The sequence below is a fragment of the Pedobacter sp. AW31-3R genome (assembly GCF_052180285.1).
GTDB lineage: Bacteria > Bacteroidota > Bacteroidia > Sphingobacteriales > Sphingobacteriaceae > Pedobacter.
Map to the genome: position 1 here is coordinate 3267752 of NZ_CP197475.1, position 24991 is coordinate 3292742.

24 protein-coding genes are annotated in these 24991 nt (G+C 40.1%); 19 read left to right on the forward strand and 5 right to left on the reverse strand.

Going from position 1 to position 24991, the window contains the following annotated elements:
• Window positions 1-237 precede the first annotated feature (237 nt).
• The 3 genes from ACSBL2_RS13390 (at window position 238) to ACSBL2_RS13400 (ending at window position 4526) form a co-directional block, all read left to right on the forward strand.
• A complete protein-coding gene (locus ACSBL2_RS13390; RefSeq protein ID WP_442592207.1) occupies window positions 238-2610 on the forward strand; it encodes an ABC transporter permease in 2373 nt (790 codons plus the stop codon).
• A 131-nt stretch (window positions 2611-2741) separates the two neighbouring features.
• Window positions 2742-3551 carry an SDR family oxidoreductase gene (locus ACSBL2_RS13395; RefSeq protein ID WP_442592208.1) on the forward strand — a complete coding sequence of 270 codons (810 nt, stop codon included), beginning with the start codon at window positions 2742-2744 and terminating at the stop codon, window positions 3549-3551.
• On the forward strand, window positions 3552-4526 hold the full coding sequence (locus tag ACSBL2_RS13400; protein WP_442592209.1) for a helix-turn-helix domain-containing protein: 975 nt from the start codon (window positions 3552-3554) through the stop codon (window positions 4524-4526).
• A 75-nt stretch (window positions 4527-4601) separates the two neighbouring features.
• Here ACSBL2_RS13400 and ACSBL2_RS13405 read toward each other — a convergent pair whose 3' ends face one another.
• Window positions 4602-4724 (reverse strand): helix-turn-helix domain-containing protein, encoded by a 123-nt coding sequence (locus ACSBL2_RS13405; protein ID WP_442592210.1) that lies wholly within the window; start codon window positions 4722-4724, stop codon window positions 4602-4604.
• Between the two features lie 113 nt (window positions 4725-4837).
• On the opposite strand from ACSBL2_RS13405, the gene ACSBL2_RS13410 reads away from it, so the two are divergent.
• From ACSBL2_RS13410 to ACSBL2_RS13435, 6 genes are all read left to right on the forward strand, one after another.
• The gene (locus tag ACSBL2_RS13410) at window positions 4838-5344 is read left to right on the forward strand and encodes an SMI1/KNR4 family protein (RefSeq protein ID WP_442592211.1); all 507 of its coding nucleotides are present in this window, start codon (window positions 4838-4840) and stop codon (window positions 5342-5344) included.
• A 232-nt stretch (window positions 5345-5576) separates the two neighbouring features.
• Window positions 5577-6026: a PA2169 family four-helix-bundle protein gene (locus tag ACSBL2_RS13415; protein WP_442592212.1), complete on the forward strand. Its 450-nt coding sequence runs from the start codon at window positions 5577-5579 to the stop codon at window positions 6024-6026.
• 283 nt (window positions 6027-6309) lie between these two features.
• Entirely contained in the window at window positions 6310-7800 is a 1491-nt protein-coding gene (locus ACSBL2_RS13420; protein ID WP_442592213.1) for a serine hydrolase, read from the forward strand.
• Window positions 7801-8041: 241 nt separating this feature from the next.
• Complete coding sequence (locus ACSBL2_RS13425) at window positions 8042-9085, forward strand: SDR family oxidoreductase (protein ID WP_442592214.1); 1044 nt, start codon at window positions 8042-8044, stop codon at window positions 9083-9085.
• Between the two features lie 11 nt (window positions 9086-9096).
• On the forward strand, window positions 9097-9432 hold the full coding sequence (locus ACSBL2_RS13430) for a hypothetical protein (protein WP_442592215.1): 336 nt from the start codon (window positions 9097-9099) through the stop codon (window positions 9430-9432).
• Between the two features lie 35 nt (window positions 9433-9467).
• Window positions 9468-10250, forward strand: coding sequence for a helix-turn-helix domain-containing protein (locus ACSBL2_RS13435; RefSeq protein WP_442592216.1), 783 nt, complete (start codon window positions 9468-9470; stop codon window positions 10248-10250).
• A 206-nt stretch (window positions 10251-10456) separates the two neighbouring features.
• Here the strand turns inward: ACSBL2_RS13435 and ACSBL2_RS13440 are convergent, their stop codons facing one another.
• Window positions 10457-10801 (reverse strand): EthD domain-containing protein, encoded by a 345-nt coding sequence (locus ACSBL2_RS13440; protein ID WP_442592217.1) that lies wholly within the window; start codon window positions 10799-10801, stop codon window positions 10457-10459.
• Between the two features lie 102 nt (window positions 10802-10903).
• Here ACSBL2_RS13440 and ACSBL2_RS13445 point away from each other — a divergent pair, with 102 nt between their 5' ends.
• Window positions 10904-11254 (forward strand): winged helix-turn-helix transcriptional regulator, encoded by a 351-nt coding sequence (locus tag ACSBL2_RS13445; RefSeq protein WP_442592218.1) that lies wholly within the window; start codon window positions 10904-10906, stop codon window positions 11252-11254.
• 190 nt (window positions 11255-11444) lie between these two features.
• Here ACSBL2_RS13445 and ACSBL2_RS13450 read toward each other — a convergent pair whose 3' ends face one another.
• A complete protein-coding gene (locus tag ACSBL2_RS13450) occupies window positions 11445-11804 on the reverse strand; it encodes a winged helix-turn-helix transcriptional regulator (RefSeq protein WP_442592219.1) in 360 nt (119 codons plus the stop codon).
• 100 nt (window positions 11805-11904) lie between these two features.
• Between ACSBL2_RS13450 and ACSBL2_RS13455 the strand changes: the two genes are divergently transcribed.
• The 7 genes from ACSBL2_RS13455 to ACSBL2_RS13485 all read left to right on the forward strand — a co-directional run bounded on the left by ACSBL2_RS13455 (window position 11905) and on the right by ACSBL2_RS13485 (window position 21093).
• Window positions 11905-13092, forward strand: coding sequence for an MFS transporter (locus ACSBL2_RS13455; RefSeq protein WP_442592220.1), 1188 nt, complete (start codon window positions 11905-11907; stop codon window positions 13090-13092).
• A gap of 204 nt (window positions 13093-13296) precedes the next feature.
• Window positions 13297-16110: a DUF5695 domain-containing protein gene (locus ACSBL2_RS13460; protein ID WP_442592221.1), complete on the forward strand. Its 2814-nt coding sequence runs from the start codon at window positions 13297-13299 to the stop codon at window positions 16108-16110.
• A 475-nt stretch (window positions 16111-16585) separates the two neighbouring features.
• Window positions 16586-16963, forward strand: a complete 378-nt coding sequence (locus ACSBL2_RS13465) for a hypothetical protein (RefSeq protein WP_442587049.1) — start codon at window positions 16586-16588, stop codon at window positions 16961-16963.
• A 207-nt stretch (window positions 16964-17170) separates the two neighbouring features.
• Entirely contained in the window at window positions 17171-18064 is an 894-nt protein-coding gene (locus tag ACSBL2_RS13470; protein WP_442587050.1) for a helix-turn-helix domain-containing protein, read from the forward strand.
• A gap of 78 nt (window positions 18065-18142) precedes the next feature.
• Window positions 18143-19129 (forward strand): aldo/keto reductase, encoded by a 987-nt coding sequence (locus tag ACSBL2_RS13475; protein WP_442587051.1) that lies wholly within the window; start codon window positions 18143-18145, stop codon window positions 19127-19129.
• Window positions 19130-19992: 863 nt separating this feature from the next.
• Window positions 19993-20463: a response regulator transcription factor gene (locus tag ACSBL2_RS13480; RefSeq protein ID WP_442587052.1), complete on the forward strand. Its 471-nt coding sequence runs from the start codon at window positions 19993-19995 to the stop codon at window positions 20461-20463.
• A 105-nt stretch (window positions 20464-20568) separates the two neighbouring features.
• Entirely contained in the window at window positions 20569-21093 is a 525-nt protein-coding gene (locus ACSBL2_RS13485) for a DUF4199 domain-containing protein (protein ID WP_442587053.1), read from the forward strand.
• 942 nt (window positions 21094-22035) lie between these two features.
• On the opposite strand, the gene ACSBL2_RS13490 is transcribed toward ACSBL2_RS13485, so the two are convergent.
• Window positions 22036-22473 carry a winged helix-turn-helix transcriptional regulator gene (locus tag ACSBL2_RS13490; RefSeq protein WP_442587054.1) on the reverse strand — a complete coding sequence of 146 codons (438 nt, stop codon included), beginning with the start codon at window positions 22471-22473 and terminating at the stop codon, window positions 22036-22038.
• Window positions 22474-22722: 249 nt separating this feature from the next.
• Here ACSBL2_RS13490 and ACSBL2_RS13495 point away from each other — a divergent pair, with 249 nt between their 5' ends.
• Both ACSBL2_RS13495 and ACSBL2_RS13500 read left to right on the forward strand, forming a co-directional pair.
• Window positions 22723-23703: a zinc-dependent alcohol dehydrogenase family protein gene (locus ACSBL2_RS13495; protein ID WP_442587055.1), complete on the forward strand. Its 981-nt coding sequence runs from the start codon at window positions 22723-22725 to the stop codon at window positions 23701-23703.
• 10 nt (window positions 23704-23713) lie between these two features.
• The gene (locus ACSBL2_RS13500) at window positions 23714-24529 is read left to right on the forward strand and encodes an SDR family NAD(P)-dependent oxidoreductase (protein ID WP_442587056.1); all 816 of its coding nucleotides are present in this window, start codon (window positions 23714-23716) and stop codon (window positions 24527-24529) included.
• Between the two features lie 176 nt (window positions 24530-24705).
• On the opposite strand, the gene ACSBL2_RS13505 is transcribed toward ACSBL2_RS13500, so the two are convergent.
• The gene (locus tag ACSBL2_RS13505) at window positions 24706-24915 is read right to left on the reverse strand and encodes a SymE family type I addiction module toxin (RefSeq protein WP_442587057.1); all 210 of its coding nucleotides are present in this window, start codon (window positions 24913-24915) and stop codon (window positions 24706-24708) included.
• Window positions 24916-24991: the final 76 nt, after the last annotated feature.

The window sequence follows — 24991 nt, forward strand, 5'->3', positions numbered from 1 at the left end:
AAAAAATACGGTGGGCGGAAATGCCGGAAAGCAGTGAAAAATACCATTTTTATGATTACTTTACCTTATCAATATGGGCAGGAGAGATTATTGTCCATCACTGTGCATTAGCGTACAATGGTTGTTCACTATTGAACATATAATTTGAAAATGATATGTAATTGGCTTATATGTAGCAATATACGTGTCTGAGATTGTTTTGGCATCCTATTCGCTAAAGCCAGCAAAAATGAACATATGATCGCACTCAACTTTAAAATAGCCGTAAGAAACATTCGCAAGAATCCGGGGTTCTCCATTATCAATATTGGTGGCCTGGCCATCGGGCTCGCTTCCTGTCTCATGCTGTTGTTGTACGTTAATTACGAATGGAATTATGATAAGCAGTTTAAGGATATTGACCGCATCTACTTTGCGCAGCTCAACCTAAAACTGGGGAACGAGATACTTACGCTGCAAGCTACCCCAACCCGGCTTGCACGTTCCGCTGCCCAGGAAATTCCTGCTATTGAAGTTGCTTCCAGGATCAGTGATGAAGAAGATAAGCTTTTTACCTACCAGCAAAATAAAATCAAATTAATTTATAACTATGTAGATCCTGAATTTCTGCAGGTGTTCGATTACACCTTTCTCAGTGGAAATCCTGCGACAGCCTTGAAACAACCCAATGCTGTTGTACTGACAGCAAGTACTGCCACCAAGTTATTTGGCCAGGAAGATCCCATAGGGAAAAGTCTGATGTGGGATAACCGCAAGCCCCTGGTGGTAACCGCTGTAATTGCCGATCCGCCTAAAAACCAAAGTCTCCAGTTTGAAGCTTTGCAAACCTGGGCCTTTCATGACCAGGAATATCCTGATCAAATAGATAGTGGCTGGGGCACTATCAACTGCTCAACTGTATTCAAACTGAGAAAAGATGCAGATTTCAATGCGGCAGATGCATCATTGAGAAATCTGGTTAAATCGCATCATAAGGATACGCAGATGGAAATATTCCTTTTCCCTTATGGTAAATACCAGCTGTATGACCAGTTTAGCAACGGAAAACTGGTTGGCGGTAGAATCGACCAGGTACGACTTTTCTTCTTCCTTGCTTTTTGTGTGCTGTTGATCGCCAGTATCAATTATATGAACCTTTCTACCGCACGATCAGAAAAACGTGCACGCGAAGTTGGGGTAAGAAAAGCATTGGGTTCAAGCAGAAAATCTTTAATCAGCCAGTTCCTGATCGAGTCCCTGTTATTGTCTTTTTTGGCGATGGTCATTGCTTTTGCGCTGATCGAACTGACACTTCCGTATTTCAATCACCTGCTGGAAATCGTCATCACCATTAACTACCAATCTCCGTTATTCTGGTGTTTGCTTCTGGCTCTTATCCTTATTACGGGTTTCCTCGCAGGCTGTTATCCTGCATTTTACCTGTCTTCTTTCAGCCCTGTAAAGGTATTAAAAGGCTTTACGAACATTGGCAAAGGTTCCTTATCGATCAGAAAGCTATTGGTGGTATTCCAGTTCAGTTTATCGATAGTGATGATCATTGGGGCTACCATTGTATATTCGCAAATTCAGCACCTGAAAAACAAACCTCTGGGTTTTGATAAAAACAATCTTGTACAGCTGAATCTGGAAGGGGAGTTTGCCCATCCCAGTAAGGTTGAAATCCTGAAAGCAGCGCTGAAGAAAGAACAAGTTATTCTATCTGCCACTGAATATACGGCAGATTTCACCTCTAGTGGCGGCTTTATCTCAGGTGATTTTAACTGGCCGGGCAAGAATGAAAAAGATGATTATATTCTGAGCTATCGTAGTGTAGGATATGACTTCGTCAATACCATCGGTGCCAAGTTAACAAGCGGTGCCGATTTCTCCCGTGTGCTGGCTTCAGATACGGCCAGCGGTATTCTTATCAACCAGGCTGCAGCAAAAATAATGGCTCTTCAGCATCCAGTGGGCACGCCAATAGACTGGGGAGATTTAAAACTGCATATTATTGGTGTGGTGAATGATTACAATAATGCAAACGTTAGAAATAGGGCAGAGCCTACTGTTTTTTACTATAATCCTAAAATAAGCAGCACTTTATTGCTGCGGTTGAACCCTGCACAATCGCTGAGTGCTGCCGTGCAGACCATCAACCTCATTAGCCAGCAGCTGAATCCTGCTTATCCACCAGCGGTAAAATATGTAAGTGAAGGCATGGAACAAAAAATAAAGAAGGAGAAATTACTGGGTGTGCTTTCCAATATTTTCGGAAGCTTTGCCATTGTCATTTCCTGTCTGGGATTACTGGGACTGGCTCTATATATGGCTGAGCAGCGTAAACGGGAGATTAGTATCAGGAAAGTCCTGGGTGCAGATTTAAAAAGTATCCTCCTGTTGCTGAATAAGGATTTTATCAAATTGGTGCTGATATCTAATGTCATTGCTACGCCCATCGCCTATATATTGTTGACGAACTGGCTTAAAACCTATGATTACAAGGTGAGTACTGGGGCATGGCCGTACCTCATGGCAGCAGGAATATCGCTGACTATTGCAGTGCTGACCATCAGTATGCAAAGTTTTAAGGTGGCAAAGGCAAATCCTGTGGATGCATTAAAATATGAATAAGCATTTAAATGCTGATATTTTCCATTAGATATTAAACCATACTTATCATTTTGGCTACAAGATTCTCCGGTTTCGCCACAAAGGCTTTACATGGCAGGAATAACTTTGTCTTCCAATAATCAATAGAAAAAATGAAAAAGACAATATTTATCACGGGAGCTTCAGCAGGTATAGGTAAGGCAACAGCAAAACTGTTTGCACAGAAAGGCTGGAATGTCATTGCGACGATGCGCAAGCCTGAAAATGAGAAAGAACTGAACCTTATAGACAACGTCACCTTGCTGCCCCTGGACGTGACAAACCTGGAACAGATAAAAGAAACGACGCAAAAAGCGTTAGCATTAGGGGATATTGATGTAGTATTTAACAACGCTGGTTATGCCTTGCTTGGCGTGCTGGAGGCCATTACAGATGAACAAATCGTTGTCCAGATGGAAACGAATTTTTTCGGTGTAGTTCGGGTAACTCAGGCTTTTATCCCTTATTTCCGTGAAAAAGGTTCCGGCCTTTTTATCACTACCGGATCATCTGCCGGCTTAATGGGGTTTCCGGTAAGTTCCATGTATGATGCCAGCAAATGGGCAATTGAAGGATGGAGCGAAAGCTTATCGTACGAATTAGCTGAATTTGGTATAGGCATTAAAACCATTGAGCCAGGTTTGGTGGCAACCGAAATCGGAGACCGGTCAGTCATCGTTTCTCACCCGGCTTATGAAAGTTTAATGGGTAAATTTATGGCCTTAATTGCCCATGGTGAAGATGTTACAACGGCGGAGCAGATTGCGGAAGTTGTTTATGGTGCCGCTACCGACGGTAAAGATACCTTGCGTTACGTGTGCGGTGAAGATGCTATTAACCTGTATACACAGCGACTGGCAAATGGTGACGAGGCCTTCAGGACAGGTATTAAACAAATGCTCGACACGAATCAGGGAATTTAAATGACATTGCCGGTAGATATCTTTGGTGATATTTACCGGCATTATTTTTTATGGAACATTATGGAACAGCGCAATAAATTACGTGTCTTTCAGTCTATTACAGAAATGCAACGTGAATTTGGTTTACCACAGCCCTTACATCCGTTGATCAGCATGCTTGATTACAGCAAAGTAGAAATCACAAGGGAGATGTTGTCCATGCCTTTCGTGATGAATATGTATAACATCACCTATAATGAATCGGCTGGCTGCAGAATGAAATACGGGCAAACCACTTACGATTTTCAGGAAGGAGGGATGTTTTTTACTTCACCCGGTCAACCCTTGACGGGTGTAGAAACCGCTGAGGCGAGTTCGGGTTTTACCTTGCTGGTTCATCCTGATTTTTTACGGAATTATACACTGGATACAAAGATTAAGACTTACGGGTTTTTCGAATACTCGGTAAATGAGTCATTACATCTATCCGGTAAAGAAAAAGCGATCATTAACGCTATTGGTAAAAATATAGGTGACGAACTGGAGGTAGCCATAGATGATATAAGCCAGGATGTACTCATTTCACTCATAGAGTTATTATTGAACTATAGCCAGCGCTATTATAAGCGGCAATTCATTACCAGAAAGCCGATAAACAATGCCTTGCTGGAAAATCTGGATAAGATACTGGATACTTATTTCAATGATAAAACAGCATTGATGCAGGGCTTGCCAACTGTTCAGTTTCTTGCGGAGAAGCTGAATATTTCACCAAAGTATTTGGGGGATGTCTTAAGGGCGCTGACGGGTCACAACACGCAGCAGCACATTCATATCAAACTTATTGAAAAAGCTAAGGAAATTCTGACCACCAGCAATCTTACCGTTGGTGAAATTGCCTTTCAGTTGGGTTTCGAACACCCGCAATCATTTAGCAAGTTGTTTAAATTAAAGACCAATCTGTCACCGCTGGAATTTAGGGCAAGTTTTAATTGAATATTTTTTGAAATTCGTTATGCTCGTCAACTGATATTGCATTCGCAGAGAGGTATTTGTATCTCTTTGCAGCCCTCATGAATTTAGTAGTTGATCAGGAGTTACATTTAATGCCTTTGCAATAATAGCCAGGGTGCTTATCGTAGTGTTACTTATACTGTGTTCAATCCTGCTTATCGTTATCACATCTACATTCATAGATCAGCCAATTCTTGTTGGTTAAGGCCTGGGGGCGATAGGATAGAGTTTTACATAAAAACTTACCAGATTAATTATTTTCCTTAGCTTAGCCGACACGGAATTAAAAACAAATGAAAGAAATCTTGTCAGAAATTTCCATCCTATCCATCAAAAATGCCGATGTCCCTTACACAGTGGATCAAATCAATAGCAACTGGATTGGTTTTGCCCCGTCCACGCCAGGAAAAATTGATCTGCTGGAGCGTAGTCTGGGAACGCTTCTACCACAGGATTATAAAGATTTCCTGCTGTTGACAAATGGTTTTTCAGCAGTGAATTATTCAACTGAGCCATCTTTTGCACCAATGGAGGAGGTGGATTACCTCATCAATCTCGATAAGGAACTGATCGATATCTGGCTGGAGCATGGTGTACCGGAAACCGGTGAAATATTGTCAAAGAGCATCCTGATTGGTGGCTTTAGGGAAGAGCAGCATTTTCTGCTCATACCACCTACTGCAGATCATCAAAAATGGCGGTACTGGAAGTTTGCCAGCTGGATTCCTGGTGAACAGGCTTTTGAAAATTTGAACGCTTATTTTCTAGATGTACTGGATTTTCTGATAAAGGAGTCTTAAGCTAAATGGATATTTTTACGCATTATTCACCAAATTCTTGACAACCTACCTCAGTCATGATTTCCCTGAGCACTCAGTGACTATGGAATTGGTGTATTATTGAGCTGGATTTATTCGGAGTCAGCTAACAAACACATCTTGCCTCAAGACCCAGGAATTACTGAATTTCTTTTTATAAAACAATATTCTTGACCCAGTGTTCTTTAGCTACAAAAACCTTAAAAAAAACACTATGTCAACTACAGGAACAGAAGTATTAAACGACCTCATTGAAATTAACAATGATAGAATAGCTGGCTTCGAAAAAGCTATTGCTGATATCAATGATGAAAACATTGACCTAAAAACATTATTCCAAGGATATGCGGAACAAAGTCGTAAAAACAGTCAGGAACTGGCGGCGCTAGTAGGTTCAGTTGATGAAGTTGAAACTGGAAATAGTGTGAGTGGAACCTTACATCGTGCATGGATTGACGTAAAAGCATTATTTGGGGGTAGCGACCGCGAAAGCATTCTATCAGAAGCTGAGCGTGGCGAAGATGCCATCAAAAAGGCATACAGAGATGCATTAGCCAGTGGAGGACTACCTGCTAATGCACTCGATACAGTGAGTAGTCAGGCATCAGATATCAATTCTGCACATGATCAGATTAAAGCACTGCGAGATACTGCAAAATTATAATTCAAAATACACCGTTTGGAAAGGCCGCTTTTTGCGGCTTTTTTTATGCACTTTATAGTAGAATTTATGAAAACAAAGGTAGAACAAAATACCCCCCGTTGCAATTAAGCCGACATTGACCAATTCGGTAAATGATGAGCAATAGTAATCGTGTTTACAGCAGAAAAACAATGCTAATATTCAATAAATTAACTCATTTACTGCTCATACATTAAAATCGCATGTAACTATTCATATCAATCACAGTCTTTAATTTATATCATCATCCACTAGTGTTATTTACATGAAAATTTTAGCGAATACCTCAATTATCCTGGTCTTATGTAGTCTGGCCACCATGTCAACCCACGCACAGAAATTATCTGCTTCTGATAGTATTGATGTTTTCCTGAAAACCAAAATGCGGGAGCGCAGTATTCCTGCACTTCAGATAGCCGTGGTGAGAGATGGCAAAATGGTAAAGGATACTACTTTCGGTACTGCGAATCTGGAATACAATATCAAGGCCACCCGCGAAACTGTTTTTTCCATCAATTCAATTACCAAGGCCTTTGTGGGTATCGCAATTATGCAACTGGTTGAAGTGGGTAAACTGAAGATTTCGGATCCCATTTCCCTGCATTTAGACGGTTTACCTGAGGCCTGGAAGAAAATCACTATTGAGCAGGCGATGAGTCATATTTCCGGACTTCCGGACATGTTGAATGCGGATGAGCAGGTGCTGGGCCATAATGATGAGCGTGAGGCTATGGCAGAGGTGAAGGCTTTGCCAGTGGCATTTGAGCCCGGTGAAAAATTCAGTTATAACCAAACCGGTTACGTATTGCTGGGGCAATTGATTACCAAATTAAGCGGCATGCATTTTACACAGTTTATCCAGGAGCATCAGTTCAACGTGGCAGGGATGTCCCTGACTCGCTTTGGAGATTCGTATGATGTTATTCCAAACTATGCGGGTGCTTATACAATGACCAGACAAGTAGGAGATAGCTTTGTGAGAAACAATGTTCCAGGTCAGGCTTATATGCAGTTCCCGGTCTTTTTTAGAACGGCTGCGGGTATTCAGTCCACTGCAACTGACCTGGCCAGCTGGATCATTGCTTTAAATACTGGCAAATTGCTCAAGGAGCGTTCCAGCATTGATTTATTATGGAAGCCGGCAGTGCTGAACAACGGTAAAATCGGCGGGTTCAACCGCCTGACCAATGGCTATGCACTGGGATGGCCTACCGTTACCAGAGAGGAACACCCTGCCGTTGGTCCGGTGGGTGGAGGGAGGTCCGCTTTATTTGTGTATCTGAAAGATAATCTTTCTATTATCGTACTCACCAACTTACTGCAGGGAAATCCAGATCAATTTATAGACGAGATCGCAGGTTATTATATTCCGGAAATGCACCAGGCTAATGGCTTTGGTCTGCCATCAAACCTGAGAACACTCCGAGCTGAACTATTAAAAAAGGGTTTCGAGAAAAGCGTAGAGGTGGTCTCTGCATTGAAAAAGAAAGACCGATCTTTTCAACTACCGGAAAATGAGCTAAACGGCTGGGGTTATCAGCTTTTGTCTCAAAAAAATATCAAAGCAGCATTATCTATTTTTAAATTAAATGTCACTATGTATCCTCAAAGCGCTAATGCTTACGATAGCTTAGCTGAAACTCTCGAAATCGTAGAGAATAAACAGGAGGCATTGGCAAATTATAAAAAGTCACTGGGACTAGATCCGAAAAATAAACACGCAGCTGACCGTATTGTGGCCCTTACCAAAAACTAGCAGAGGGCATTAATTATAAAGGCAATCGCTTCTTCCTTCAGAAGTGAATGTTCTTGTAATACCTAAGGTTGAACCATCGGGATTCTTCGATGCAACCGGTTAGCCTAACCGGTTGCATCGTTAACTTAAATATCAATCTTATCAACTATCATTTGGACCTTTCAATAAACAGCATCTGGACTTTTCAGGATAACCGCTAAAGCCTAAACAACTGATCTTTGCCTAATCAATAATTTTGAAAATGGAAAAGAAAGAAACAGTTCTTGTAACCGGTGGAACAGGCTTCGTTGCCAAGCAAATTATTTTGCAATTACTACAAAAAGGTTACCGTGTAAGAGCTACCCTGCGTAGCCTTAAACATACTGATAAAGTGTTAAGTACCCTTGTGAACAATGGGATGACGACTAGTGATGAGCTCTCGTTCATTGAAACCGAGCTGACTAGTGACGATAATTGGTTCGAAGCGATGGACGGTTGCAAATATGTGCTTAGTGTAGCATCACCTGTATTTTTTGAGGTACCCAAAGATGAGCATGAGGCCCTCCGGCCAGCGGTAGAAGGAATTTTAAGAGTGCTGAAATTTGCACAACTAGCCGGTGTAAAAAGGGTAGTGATGACCTCCAACTTCGGCGCAGTTGGCTTTAGCCAAACAGATAAACAGAGGGAAACCAAGGAATCTGACTGGACTGATCCCAATACAAAAGGATTGTCTACATATGAAAAATCAAAAACACTGGCCGAAATGGCGGCATGGGATTTTATAAAGAACAATAACGGTGGATTGGAATTTACTACTGTCAATCCGGTTGCTATTTTAGGTCCCTCATTGGACAGCCATATCTCCGGAAGTTTTCATCTGCTTCAGCATTTACTGGATGGTTCGATGAAAGCTATTCCAAACATTCAGTTGAATGTTGTAGATGTAAGAGATGTAGCTGATTTGCATATGCGTGCTATGGCCAGTCCGGAAGCCAGTGGTCAGCGGTTTATAGCCTCCGCAGATGGTCATATTTCAATGCCGGAAATCGCCAGTTTACTAAAGCTTACCTATCCCGGGGCATCACAAAAGGTTTCCTTAAAACGCCTTCCCAACTGGGTGTTAAGTTTTGCGTCTCTTTTTAATGCTAAAGCTAAGGAGGGAGTATTGCTAATGAAGATGAACCGGAATGTGAGCAATGCCAAAGCAAAACAGTTGCTGAGTTGGAAGCCTGTTGCCACACAGGAGCAAAGCATTCTTGCAGCTGTGGAGAGTATCATTAAATATAAACTAATAGATCATAAATAAGCTAAGAAAGAATGGCAATAAGAATAATTAGTGCTGTATTGATCCTGTTTTCTGTTTATATAGGTATAAGCCATGGTTCCCGGGTATTTGGTAAGCCAACAGAAAGCTATCTTGAGATGATGACCAGATTAGGAATTACTGACACGTTACGCATCGGAATAGGCGTATGGTCTATTGCATCTGGCATATTGATATTATTTCCGCCAACGTTTTTTATGGGCAACCTCTCAAGGGCTTTCTTATTGATCGCTATGATGGCACTGGCTTTGAAAGCCGGAAATTATAAATTTGCTTTGGTAGAGGTTCCCTTTTTACCTTTACTATTGATTTATCTGGGATATTCTTAAGGAAGAGAAACAGTTTAGAAATTAGAGCTTACGAAATGCGTGAATTAGCGAATCTACAGACCAATATTTTAAAAGAGCAGTTCATCCCGGACCATGTTTTTTTGTATATCACTAAGGGTGCCCTGCGCTTTTTTGATGGAAATAAGAGTCAGATATTTACAGCAGGTGAATGTGGTATCGCACGTAAAAACTCGTTTGCAAAATTTGAATTGCTTGATAGTGAAGAGGAATTTCAACCAATCGTATTCTGTTTTGATGCACCTTTTCTTCAGGCATTTCAGCTTAAGCATCAAATAGTCACATCAGTTGTGAAGAACACTGATCGCATCATTAAAATTCGAAAAACTGGTTTGATGAACAAATTCATCCGCTCATTGCAACCTTATTACAAAGGCTTGATGCAGCTGGACGAAGCATTTGAAGATTTAAAATATGAAGAACTATTAATTATTCTGTTGAAGAATAATCCGGAGCTATCAGGTCTTCTGTTTGAATTTGGTATGCCGGAAAAGATAAATTTGGAAGCATTCATGAACTGCAACTACACTTTCAATGTCAATTTGCAAAGATTTGCATTCTTAACAGGCCGTAGCCTCTCTGCTTTTAAAAGGGATTTTAAAGAAATATTCAATGAGACACCGGGCAATTGGTTGGTAAAAAAGAGATTGACGGAAGCCTATTATCATTTGGCTGAAAATAAACGAAGACCATCTGAGATTTATATGGAACTAGGATTTGAAAGTCTGTCGCATTTTTCTGTTGCCTTTAAAAAACAATTTGGATGTACTCCTTCAGAACTGATCAGGCAAAATACCTGAGTTATCGTTTTTATAGAGATTCATATTTTGAATCTTTACTGAATGGGATGTGTGTTATCTAAAATCATTTCCGTTTTTTGGTAATTTTTAAATAGAGGAATAGCTGGTGATTTGAGCAAATTCTTTTCTAATCTAATGTGTGACCCAGTAAACCCATCACGCGAATTAACCATTAGGTTAATTCGCGTGATGGATAAGGTTATTAATTATGCACCAGCTTTGATGATTGTTTCATTGGTTGCCATTGCAATATAGTTTGTAGTATCAAAAAAATTGGGCTCATCCGGATGCACCTTTGTTAAATAATTTTCTGATGTGAAGAAGGTGTTGAAATCCTCAAAGGAATCAAACGAGATTTCCACTACAGCATCATATAAAGGTTTAGGAAAACCTTCAGCTACTATTGGGTGGTTAACTACATACTTTCTAACATAAAGTTCTGTCTCAGGGATGGAACAGAATAGAGGAGCGTGTTGATTTTTGTGATAATCCACAAATTCTCCAAGGCTCATGCCTGGTAGTTTTTGTACTAAAAATGTAAATTTGATCATTGTCTATATTTATAATTTGAGACAAACTTATTTCATAACTCACATTACAGCAAGTACGCACAAATTTGTGCTTATTTGCTTTGACAATTGATTGACTAAGCGATGTACAAAAAGAAAATTCCTATTCGGATGGATTGTGGCCTGCATGTATTTAAGGAGCTTTTGAACGGAAAGTGGAAACTGATGCTGATCTATTATATTTCAGAGGAGGTAAAAAGGCCGGGAGCGCTACAGAAGAAAATGGCAGTAGACAGGCGGGTAATGACCAAGCAATTGAACGAATTGGTGCACCATGGCTTTGTAGAAAAGCTTTCTTTCGATACTAAAATTCCTAAAGTTGAATATCGGTTAACTGCTTTGGGAATTAGTCTCTTGCCTTTGATCATCAGCTTAGAGGAATGGGGCGAAAACAATAGAGCTGTTTTGGAGACAGCTCTCCATGAAAAACAATAATCGAATGATCCATATGCCGACATCTATTTCGGTTGGCTTCGTTTGCATACAATAACACCCGACTAAAAAGCATTGCTTTTTGGTTGGGCTGTTGTCAGAACAACCAGAAAACCGGGTGTCTTCAGAAATCCTACTTGAAATTTGTTTCCAAAACTTTCTGCTGTGTAAATCCGAAAGGATTGAATAATTATCACACTTGAACAAGGTTCTTATGTTTCACCGCCCAGACTTCTAATTGTCGCCAAACGGGAACTAATTCCTCGGAAATTTCCGTTAATTCATAATCTACTCTTGGTGGTACTTCAGCATAAACGGTACGCTTTACCAATCCGTCTTTTTCCAGTTCACGTAATTGCAGGGCCAGCATACGCTCGGTAATTTCTGGAATATGTCTTCTTAACTCACTGAAACGTAATTTCCCATTTTCAAGTTTGCACAAAATCAATAATTTCCAACGCCCACCAATCATACATATAGCATACATTAATTCACATTCCAAAATCACTTTTTCATTCAACATATTAGTTGAATTTTCCTTTCTATTTCCCATCACTTACAAATTTGTTAGTACCTAACATTACTATGTGTACCGTACAAAAGTAGTAATTGCAAGCTAGTTTTGCAGTTCATTTTAAACGAATTAATTACTAATGAAAAAATACGCTTACATTGGCTGCCTGGGATTTTTGGCGGTCATAACGACAGAATTTGGCATAATTGGTATTTTGCCGCAGGTTGCTGAACACTACCATATCAGCATTGACAAAGCCGGATACCTACTGAGTGCCTTTGCCTTAGTCATCGCCCTGACAGGGCCATTCATGACCTTACTGGCATCGGGCTTTGACCGTAAAAGAGTGATGCTAATGGCCATCTCTATTTTTTTGATAACTAGTGTGGTTTCTTCCTTTTCACCTCCCTTTTGGCTGTTAATGCTAGTCAGAGTATTGCCCGCCTTTCTTCAACCTGTTTACATTGCGACGGCTTTATCGATTGCCGTTTCGCAGGCAGATAAACAACGGGAGAACGAATTGATGAGCATTGTATTCAGCGGTGTGACGATCGCCATGGTTACAACAGTTCCTTTTGCGACCTTTTTGGCAAGCTTGCTATCTTGGGAATACTCTTTCATGGTTCAGGCCGTTGTGAATGTTTTGGCTTTAGCAGGGATCTACTTCGTGTTACCACCAATGCCGGTAACGGAAAAGAGATCTCACGGGAGTCAATTAAAAATACTGACTAAACCTACGTTTATCATCAGCACCGCAATGAATTTTTTTATGATTACTGCATGGTTCTCAACTTACAGCTATTTTGCAGAGTATCTGAACAAAGCAAAGGGCATGGATAGCACCATGGTTAGTTATATGCTTTTTGTATTCGGTGTTATTGGTGTATTTGCCAATTGGGTTGCTGGGAAAATGCTGAATAAGAATATTGCAAAAACTACCGCATTTTTCCTTTCGGGAACAATTTTAATACCCATATTACTAAATTTCTCAGACGGAAACACTGTGGCGACTATTATTGTGATCGGAATTTGGGGTTTCTTGTATTCGCCCAGTTTTTTGAATGCCTCTACCTATATGATTTCATCTGTACCCGACAGTTTAGAATTTGCAAATAGCTTGGCAACATCTTTCGGCAACTTAGGCGTAACATTAGGAACTACAGTAGGTGGTTGGATCATCATAACAAAAGGTGTGGGATATAATCCCTGGATCGGGTTTGTTTTTGGTGTTTTGGCCTTTCTAATGATTGGGTTTAGAAGTTTTTTGGAAACAAGAACAGCATCGGTAGAAACTAATTATTCAAATAAAACGGAAGATTGCGCGTAATGGGTAAGACATGGTTTTGCTACCATCACGCGCAATTCTTGCAGAATGAGTAAGGAAGGTGTTGCACTGGCAGGGTAAATGAAAGCGGGTCTAACCGAAATGGTTAATGGCCTGCTTTTTTCCTGTTTAATATGAGTTAATATATAAGAAGAAGGCATCAATTATGGTGTCATAAACTGCTGGCCAACAAATTATATTTGTTTTATGGCCAATATTTCCCGTTCACGTCTTCTCTTGATAAGCTTTTTTCTGTTCATCTTTTATACCGCTTCGGCGCAATCCGTTCCGCCATTACCTGGCATTGTAAAACAACTCGAAAACAAAGACTTTACCCTCCGCTTCTCTGCGCAGGGAATTTCAAGCCTGCAAAAAACCAATGATGTCTATCCGACAAACTATACACAAAGTCGCAGGCCCTTTCTGGGCGTAACCGTTCGGTACCAATTGCAAAACAAAAGGCTTGACTCCATAAAAACATCCATAAGCCCTAAAAAAATCTCTGATCAAAAGACCAGGAGCCAGATCACATACATTACACAAACAACTGCCGCTCCTATAAAATTAACAGAAAACTATACGCTAACAGAACAGGGATTAATCTGGAACATCACACTAGACAATTTATCCGAAAACGCGGTGACCATCAAAGACCTGGAGATTCCGATCAACTACAACAACCAGGGAGGTGAAAATTCGAAAGACATCTTCGAACAACACGTCATCAAACACCATTCTATAGCCGGTAATAACTCATTCCTTTTCTGGCAAAGACCAACCGGACTTGGCCCATACCTGCTGATGCTGCCTTTACCCGGAACAGCACTGGAATACTTCTCTACAAAAGCATCAGGAGAAAATGAAGGCAGATTCAAAATATTCATACATTCTGCGTACACCGCTGCGCAGGAAACCAAGGGTACATGGAGGCAGGCAAATACCTCAGCCCTAATCCCAGGAAAAGACAGTAAATCTTACCGCTTCAAATTGAAGTGGGCAGACGATTATGCTGACATCAGGAAAATCATGGTGGCCGAAGGGATGATAGACATACAAGTAATGCCCGGCATGACCGTTCCCACCGATCTTGATGTTACCATCGCCCTAAAAACCAATCAGAAAAATCTAACACTATGCCCTGAATTCCCAAAGGAAACCACCATCCAGCCACTACCTGCTATAAATCAGGGCACAAACTTATATAAAATCAGATTTACCCGTTTAGGAGAAAACAAGATCACCATTACCTATGGCGATCACCTGGAAACATTAATGGAATTCTTTGTGACAGAGCCGTTGGAAACCTTGTATAAAAAACGCGCTTCATTCCTTGTCAACCATCAGCAGCACCGTGATTCCACTAAGTGGTACAATGGCCTCTTCTCTATTTACGATATGAAAAGCAAAGTGTTAAGAGGCCCCGATGACACAGACGGATTTGAAAAAAGCCGGCTGGCTTATGTCATTGCCTCCGACGATCCTGTTTTAGGTAAAGCCCCTTTTATTGCCGCAAAGAATGTTTTCTATCCTGATGTAAAAGAAATTGAGGCTATTGAATACTATGCAAAAAACTTTGTTTGGGGTGGTCTGCAACGTACAGATGAGGAGAAACTTTACCCATATGGCCTGTATGGTACGCCAGACTGGCATCATGGCCGCGATTCTTTGAAACGCAGCCAGAATTTAACTGACGTGAACAGGAACAAAATGCACATATGGCGTTCCTACGATTACCCGCACATCATGATGCTTTATTTTGAACTCTACAAAATAGCGAAGCTTCACCCAGGAATAACACATTACCTCGATCAGGATGGTTACCTGGAAAGGGCTAAAGAAACTGCAAAGGCTTATTTTAAATACCCTTATGAAATACTTCCCTGGTATGAAACGTACAAATGGGGCTGCTATAATGAATTACTGATGGTGGATTTAATTGCTGAGCTGGAGAAAAAAGGCTTCCAAAAGGATGCCGACGAAATCAGGGCTGAATGGGAGAAAAAAGTAAAATATTTCCTATATGATGATCCATATCCTTTCCGGTCAGAGTATGCCGTTGATGCTACGGCCTATGAATCGACACATGCTTTTGCGAAATATGCGGCGTTAAATACGATGCGGCCGGATAGCAACCTGTGGTATGACAAGAATTTCGATAAATGGTATTCCCATCCTGTAATTAAAGCTGAAGATGGCCTAAAGTTCATGAAGCGGGAGATCGCAGCAAATATAGCCAGCCGTGGGTGGTTAGAGACTTCTTTTTATTATTACGGCAGTGATTTCAGGGGTAAAAGCGACAGTTTTACACTTAGCTATATGTCTCCAATGGGTGGCTGGGCTATTCTGGACAATGCCCTAAACTTTAGTGAATATCCAGCGGAAGGCTTACGACTGGGCTATGGTGCTTACCTGAGTTCTTTTGCCCTGATCAACTCAGGTACCGCAAAAAGTAATTATGGGTATTGGTATCCGGGGATTGAAAATGATGGTGCTTCTGGCTGGGCATTTGAACCACAGCAGCAAGCGAATACCTGGATTGATAAACCACAGGGCAGAGGGCCATGGTATTACGACGGAGAGGTTGATTTAGGTTTCGGCGGAGCAACACGTGCTGCGGCAACGATTATTACTGAAGATCCTGTTTTTGGCGTAGTTGCTTACGGCGGCAATATGCAGAAAAATGGAAATATACTTTCGGTTATTCCGCGAGATGGGTTAAGGGCAAGGTTTTTTTATCATACCAAAGCAGATAAAATAGATCTGGTATTGCAACAGGATGGTTTTGCAAGAGAAAAGACAATCTCAGTTGATACACAGACAAAGTCTTTAGTTTTTACACTGGAGAACAGGGGGGTAGGCGATCATGTTACATCTTTAGAAATCAAAGGTCTGGATGGGAAATATGTAGTAAAGGTGGAAGGGCAAGATGAAGTAGAGGTGGTGTTCCAGAAGGGCGAAATGAAAGCCTTGCAGATACCCATTACTACTGAGCTAACATTGGTCACTTTAAAAGCTTTTTAATATAAATGCTTATGAACAGGTCTTCCACTCATTTAATCGAGTATATCCAGTTTTTCGTAACATTTAGTAATTGTATGTTTCATAATTAATTTATATTTTCTTCACAATGAGGTTTTAAGTCTAATGCGTTTCTAAAAAGTTTATAAGTTTGTTGTGATATTATGAGATGCTTTTATCTTCTATTTATTTTACTCCCTCATTCCAACGTCAATGCTCAGGAAACTTTGGAAACTGTTACAACACATGGTGCAGTAACCGCCAATATTATAAGAACTGGTTCTTTTACAGCAGTTCCAATAAGTTCACCAAGTGGATCGTCGATAGAACTTAGTTCTCCCGATAATGATATCGGCATCATCTTTAAAAGAAGTATAGGTGGTGGTTCAGGTGGTTGCTAAAAAGCAAGCTTGGGACGGGACTTGATATAGTCCTAAAAAATAAACAAAAACATATCAAACTTATTTATTTTAGGAAAATGAAAAGGAACGGGATAATTGCTGTATCATTAGTTGGTGTTTTTTTTATAGTATTCCATTGGTACAACAATTTTTTTAGTAAAGAATCGCTGGCAGGCGAGTATATCAATAAAAATTACAATTACGAAGGTATGCTTACGGAAATCCCTTATCAACCAGATACTTTAAGGCTTTATAAAAATAATAGCTTTACGAGTTCATTTTTTGGAAATGGAAACTATAAGCTTAAATATGATATTATGGGAACAAAAATTGAGCTTATTTATGATTATGAATTTGGTAAAGCAGGTTATACGACAATAATTACAAGACTTTACGGAGTTAATCCGAAGGTCATTTTAAATAAAGAGAAAGATCATTATTTTGAAAAAAAATGACAGCTAGTCTGGTTTATTTTCTCACGTTTAGTCATCCATCATGGCCAACTAGGCTATTCCGGATAATGCCATGGTATTCCGAGGGAGGGGTTGATCTTCAAACGGAACAAATAATTTTACGATTTAGTAGCTGTTCGGATTCAACAAACATGACATTTTAGTGTTTTTCATTTAATTGCAAAATGTTTGAATTGCTTAATTTTGTGTATGGAAGTGCGAGAAGATATGATTGGGTTTTATCAGCGGATTGATCAACCGCCATATGTTCATTTAACACCTGGGAGCCCACATATTAATGTTTTTGAACGCGCATCCTGTGTTGGGATCATACCTTATTCCCGAAGGGATTATTACAAAGTAAGCCTGATTATGGGAAAAGGCTACCTGGAATTTGCTGATAAAGTTATTCCTATTGACAGGCCTGCTCTCATGTTTTCCAATCCAATGCTTCCGTATCACTGGCAGCCGGAATCACCAGATCAGCAAGGGTGGTTTTGTATTTTTAATGAGGCCTTTATTCGGCAACGTGATGAGTTGTTAACTGAGCTCCCGATGTTTCAGTTAGATACCGATAAGGTTTACTACCCAGCCGAGACAAGTGTGTTAGAAATTTCTTTTTTTTTCCACAAGATGATGGAGGAAAACCAGGGGAACTATGCCCATAAGCAAGATATTCTGCGTAACTACCTTCACCTGATCGTTCATCATGCCCTAAAGATGGAGCCTGCCAGAAACTATGAACAGGGCTTAAATGCATCAGCCCGCATTACCTCACTGTTTATAGAATTGCTGAGCCGACAGTTTCCCATTGACTCCCGACAGAACGAACTAAAGTTAAGATCTGCCAAGGATTTTGCAGATCAGCTTGCTGTGCATACCAACCACCTTAACCGGGCGGTTAAAGAAGTAACCGGTAAAACCACAACTGAACATATTGCAACGCGTATACTCCTTGAAGCAAACGACCTGCTCCGCCATAGCGACTGGGCTATTGCTGAGATCGGTTATTGCCTGGGTTTTGATTATCCGGGGTACTTCAATACCTTCTATAAAAAATATACCGGTAGAACACCGCGCGATGAACGTAAACACCTTGTTTGAATATTAGAATTTTCTGTTTGAATAGTTTTATTTTAGTAGGAGAGGATCGCCTAATTTTGCTGTCTCAATTTGAATAAAATGAAATATAGAAAATTAGGTAATACAGATATTGAACTATCTGCGATCGGTTTAGGTTGCATGAGTATGAACCATGCCTATGGTGAGCCGGATAACGATGAATCTATAGCTACTCTGGAAAAGGCCATAGAACTTGGTATTAATTTCTGGGATACTGCTGACATTTATGCCAATGGCGCAAATGAAGAATTGATTTCTAACGTATTAAAAGTTAACCGTCAAAAGATTTTTATTGCCACAAAATTTGGTTTCCAGCTCCATACGGGAGGGAAATATTCAGCGTTTGATGGTTCTCCGGCATATATGAAGAAAGCGGTAGAGGCTAGTTTGAAACGCCTTCAAACTGATGTTATTGATCTTTATTATGCGCACCGGATAGATCCGAATGTGCCTGTTGAGGATATGGTTGGCGCTATGGCCGACTTGGTTACAGAGGGTAAGGTACGCTATATTGGCCTTTCCGAGGCTTCTGCCAGTTCCATCAGGCGAGCCCATGCTGTTCATCCCATCAGTGCTTTGCAAAGCGAATATTCTCTTTTGACAAGGGAAGTCGAAATGGAAATTCTTCCTGTATGCAAGGAACTGAACATTTCCTTTGTTCCATTCAGTCCACTCGCCAGAGGTTTGGTTACCAATACATTAGATATAACGACATTGAAAGATGGAGATTTCAGGAAAACACTACCGCGTTTCCAGGAAGCCCATGCGGATAATAATAAAGGATTAACACAAGAATTTGCAGCGCTCGCAGAAAATAAAAGATGTTCAGCTGCGCAATTGGCAATTGCCTGGGTATTGGCCCAAGGTCAACATATCATACCAATTCCAGGCACTAAACGAAGAAAATATCTAATAGAGAATGCTGGGGCAGCAGATGTGGAGATCACACCTGAAGATCTTCAACAAATTGAAACTTTACTGAAGAAATATCCTGACACTGGTGAGCGATATAATGCTGCAAACAATAAGTTTGTCGATAAAAACTGATAACTGCTGCCGGTTTATAAAAGTTGAATTGTAATTGATATATATAAACAACCTGGTCATTTGATCAGGTTGTTTTGGTATGATTTTGAACTCAACACAGAATGGAAGCTATAAAGTTTTCTAAAAATAGTATTCAAGGCTTCGATTTATATGATGAATCTAAGTCATCATCCAGGAGTACAGGGTGTTTGCTGTGTCCGGAAATTTTAAACCCTGTGGCAAAAAGAAAAAGATATAACAGTAAGTGGATAAACTAATGGCATATATAATGCCTTTTTTAAGAGAGGTTAAAGTAATCATAGCCTAGAATATTTATTTGTTTCCCGGTAATCGCAATAAATATATTCTGCTTATCTATAAAATGCAAATGTATTGTATGACAATTGCTTATACGTTTTGTGAATAATTACTTACACTAAATCGTATCACCAAAGCACAGATCAGGTTTTTTTAAGACCTGGAAAATCTTTAATAAGTTTTCCACATTTTAATATATTCTTGAACTCAGCTGGAATAGCTTACAGAGATTTTTTCGACCTCATCAATTTCTTCCCGTACAATACGACCATATTCCACGAATGAATAGGAGTACTTATTTTTTCTGTGAGGAGGTGGTATGAATATCGGGGCTGAATCCTGAGGAATAGTTTCTCTATTTTGTCAGTCGTTTCTCTTCATGAATAATTATCAACACACTTTTATTTACCACTGATTGATCAGGGAAATTGAAAAAATAACACCACTTACCCATTTGGATTTGATGGCCTTATGATCGCAAGACCTTGGCGAAACCTCCACCTTGAAAGTATTTTTAAGCCTCTATAATTTTTGTATTTTTGAAGTATAAATTAAGGAGGGGATAAATGGATTTCAAATTCCTGGCGCGTAACCGTTCTGTTCTTCTCTATGGAGCATCACTGGCTATACTGTTGTTATTCATGAAATGGCTGGAATGGCGCATGATAGTTATTGACCATGTCTTTGAGTTGTATGCCGGCATCATTGCTATACTTTTTACTGGTCTTGGCATTTGGCTGGCTAATAAACTATCCCGTCCTAAGACGAATATTGTGGTTGTAGAAAAACCGGTGTTTGTTAAAACCGATCATTTTGTATTAAATGAAGCTGAGATTGCGCGACTTCGTTTAAGTAAGCGGGAGCTCGAAGTTCTGCAGTTAATGGCCGATGGACTGAGTAACCTCCAGATTGCCGAGCAGCTATTTGTATCATTAAATACTATTAAAACCCATTCGTCTAAAATATTTGAAAAGCTCGAAGTGCAGCGACGTACTCAGGCTGTTGAAATTGCGAGAAAACGGAATATTATATGTTAACCCTTTCATATTAAAACTGCTTTTTTATTCAAATCACCCTAAAGTATGAGCAAATTAATGCAGCTATAACTCAATTTTGCAGTCGAAATTTTAAACAAAATCAGTATGAAAAAAAATGTACTTGTCTACGGCTTGATATCGGGAATTTGTGTGGCCACCTTCATGTCTTTCTCTGTAGCGTATTGCTACTCTACAAATTCTTTTGATGGGAGTATGCTCTTGGGATATACAGCGATGTTGCTGTCTTTCTCGCTCATCTTTGTAGGTGTTAAAAAATACCGTGACCAGCATTATAATGGCATAATTAGCTTCGGGAATGCTTTTTTAATGGCTTTGTATATGGCACTTATAGCTTCTACTTTATACGTTATAGGATGGATGATCGCTTATTATAATTTCTTTCCGGACTTTATAGAAAAATTAGCATCCTATCAATTAAGTCCGGCCAAAGTTAGTCAAATGACTCCGGATGAAGTTGCCAATGTTCGTGAGCAAATGGAAACTTTTAAAGATTGGTATGCTACACCTATTGGGGTTGCAGGAGCTACCTATATGGAAATATTACCGGTAGGACTTGTTGTCTCTTTGATTACTGCCTTAATTTTGAAGCGAAATAAACCCATAAATTAGCTTCCTTTAATACCTCAACATAGCAAATCCCACCAACATTCAAACTGGTATTGGCAAGGGGATGCTTCCTTTTCAACCCGCTTTCTTTTAGCAACCAAAATTGCTTGTTCCCTGACTTTTTCATGATCACGGGACCGATAACTCCACGCAGGAATTTTCCATCTAACTTAGCCATCTTATGAAGAATTTTAATTTAGACAAAGGTATAGAATAAATAATAAAAATAACAAATAGTTAATAATTTATTTTAATAGTGTCGTGTGTTGTCAACATTTGTCCTTTGTTATTTACCGTAAGTTTTAAGGGAGCGTCATTGGGGTAGGTCCGTAGTAAGTCCGGCCTGAGTCCGACCTGAGTCCGACCTAAAACAACTAGCTTAAAATAGTCGGACTCAGGTCGGACTCAGCACGCAGCTAGGTCGCAGCTACCCGAACGACGGTATAGCTTTTTTAGGGATTAGACAAATGGTTGTGACTTTGCAAACCAAAATAGATCAAACAAACATTCATTTGTTTTTACACGGTTTGAATATTCGAGGATCATTCGCTCTTTTCCCTGACGAGGTAATACTGAATTGCTTAATTCCATTTTTTGTTGTCGTTGTAATCTGACAACCATTTTTGGAACGTCAGGGGTGACAAGTTTGGACAAGCTTGGACAAGTTTGGACACGCCAGGCAAAATGTATGGCAACCATTAAAATTTAACCTACTTTCGATCAATGAACCAGATGCATTGGTCCTGAAAATTGTTGTAGTGCACATTTCTAAAAAAACTAAGATGATAACGAAACCTTCAAGAAAAGATCCATTTAACAGGAAAATTTGTATCCGGGGACAAGGTAATCTGGTGACGGCATTGCATTCAGACGTTCCGTGAAAATATATTTCAATTGATAATGTGAAGAACTAACCAATCACTGAGGTCTATCAGGGTATGCCTTTTAAACTATTTGATTGTTAAGAGCAGCCTCGCGTATCGCCAGCATTTTTTCACGTAGTTCGGCTATCGTCTTTTTTTTACTGGTTTCAATTTTTTTAAGCCAATACTTGGATCCTCCATCAGGATGGTGGCGCGAACCGAATTCCATGATATCGACCATCAATGGGATCAATTCCAATCCCTTATCACTCAGATAGAATAAAAATTTGGAGGCGTTGTGAGGAGATACCTTTTTAATGATCAATTCTTGGTTGATCAGCAAATTTACCCTGTCTGTTAAAACTGATGGGGCAATATTTTCGTCTGCGGCCTTCCATTCAAGCCAGGAATTTCTATCCCTAAAAATCATATCTCTCAATATCAATAGTGTCCATTTGTCGCCAAATATATCCAGCGAATAACTAATTGGGCAGGTGGATCTAGTTCCTATTGTTTTCATATTGTCACAAGGTAAAGTAGTATTAAATTGATACTACTAATTAGTCTACGTTTGTAGTATCAATTTAATACTACAAAATTATAGAATAAATGCATTTAAGCAAATTATTTTGAGCTTATTATGCTCATAATTATTGCAGTAAAATTTGGTTTTCTTACCGCTGAAAGCGAATATATTATAGTTCGGTTTCCATAAGAATAATTCACTGATTTACATGGTATAAATTAAAAACAAATCATCCGAAACAACATGAAAGCAATTCAATTGACAACTTATGGCGACCCGCTCAACACTTTAAAGTTGGTGGAATTACCAGATCCTTCAGCCCCGGAAAATGGTGAAGTTATTATCCGTATGGAGTACAGCCCTATAGATCCAAGCGATCTGATGCTGGCCAATGGTATCTATTTGCTGCGTCCCGAACTTCCAGCAGTGATTGGTGGCCAGGGGATAGGTGTAATACAAGAAATCGGTGCTGATGTAAACAATGTAAAGGTAGGCGACAGGGTAAGCCTTGCTTTTGGCACCTATGCTTGGTCTGAGTTGGTAAAAGCACCAGCTAAAGATTTATTTATTATTGCAGAAACACTGGATCTATTACAGGCCGCCATGATCTCCATTAATCCACCCACCGCAGTTTTATTGCTTGATGAGTTTGTTAAGCTGGAAAAAGGGGAGTGGATCGCTTTAAATGCAGGTAATTCCAGTGTTGCCAATACCATCATTGCCGTAGCAAAAGACCGTGGACTAAAAACCCTGGCTATTGTAAGAAGGAAAGAGGCTGTTGAGATCGCTAAAAATGCAGGTGCTGATGTCGTACTTGTAGAATCTGACCGCACCGCAGAAGAAGCCAAAGAAGCTACAGACGGTGCAAACATCAGGTTAGGACTTGATGCCGTTGGTGGTGCCGCCGCAGGGACGCTGGCTAAAATTCTTGGGATGGATAGTCATTTTGTGGTTTATGCAGGGCAAAGTACCTTACCGCCTGCGATTAGTCAGTTTGACCTCATCTATAAACGTATGGTGATCCGCGGATTCTGGATGTTCCTGCCACAGTACCTGCCAAAACTTTTCAATGCGAAGGAACAATCTGCTGAATTGATCGCCTCAGGGGCAATCAATGTTCCTATTGCAGCAACCTATTCTCTTGCAGAAATTACCGATGCAGTGGCCCATACGATCCGTGGCGAAAAGGTGATCCTCGACTTTACACGTCATTTATCCATTTAAAAAACACACAATGTCAAAGATTATTTTTATAACCGGTGCTTCACGTGGCTTCGGTAAATTATGGGCCAAAGCCCTTTTAGAACGTGGAGACAAAGTTGCTGTAACCGCCAGAAATCTTCAGGATTTAGATGACCTGGTTGCAGAATTTGGCATTGCGGTGCTTCCTGTTAAACTCAATGTTGATGATCGGGAAGCATGTCTTGTGGCGGTGCAACAAGCCAAAGACCATTTTGGCCGGATTGATGTATTGGTTAACAATGCAGGTTTTGGTTTATTTGGCCCCATTGAGGAAACTACAGAAGCGCAGGCACGCGCCCAGATGGAGACCAATTTCTTTGGTTTGCTTTGGTTAACACAAGCGATTGTGCCAGTGATGAGGGAGCAAAAAGGGGGGCATATTATCCAGGTGTCGAGTTTCCTTGGACTCATCACTAACCCAGCCCTTGGTCTTTATAACGCCTCTAAACATGCAGTTAATGGTTTAAGTGAAACACTAGCTGCCGAGGTGGAAAGTTTCGGAATCAAGGTGAGTTTGATTGAACCAAATGGCTACTCAACCGACTGGGCAAGTGCATCGGCTGTTCAGACCATACCTTCTGAGGTTTACGATTCGCTTAGAACCGCGGTTGCTAATGCTTTAACCCCTGATAGCTGGGGTGAACCAGAAAAAACAGTATCTGCCTTTTTAGAACTTATTGATAGCAAAAACCCTCCTTTACATTTCTTAATGGGTAAAAATGCATATCCTGCTATTAAAGAAGTGTATAGCAATCGCTTATCAGAATTTGAGCAATGGAAGGAGGTTTCTATTGCGGCACATGGATAATCAGCAAGCATTCGAAGAACTTGAATTAAAGTGAAGATCATATCAGAATCTAACTGAGTACTTTTTCTCTGACAGCTGTAATTTCTCTATTAATAGGTGATTATAGATTTTTGATCAGGGGATTGGTAAAAAATACAGCCGTCAATTCTTTTTGGACTGATGGCTGTATTGCTAAGCTACTCCTCCAATCGGATAATGAGTAGTTTATTCATTGTAGTGATCGTCACTCTTTTTTTGGGAGTAAATCCCAATTCGTCAAGCCACAATCCACTCAATTTGATTTCGGGTACTGTGGTTTGGCTCCAGCGGTTAAATTTGATGATTGGTTGAATTTTTAAGCTTCTGACCTCTGGTCTTTTGCTTTCTTTCTTCTCGGGTGTTCGCATAACTATTAGAAGATTTTAAATAACTAACCTGACAGTGCTGCGAACACCCAAGATTCTTGAAATGTGCAGGACTTGC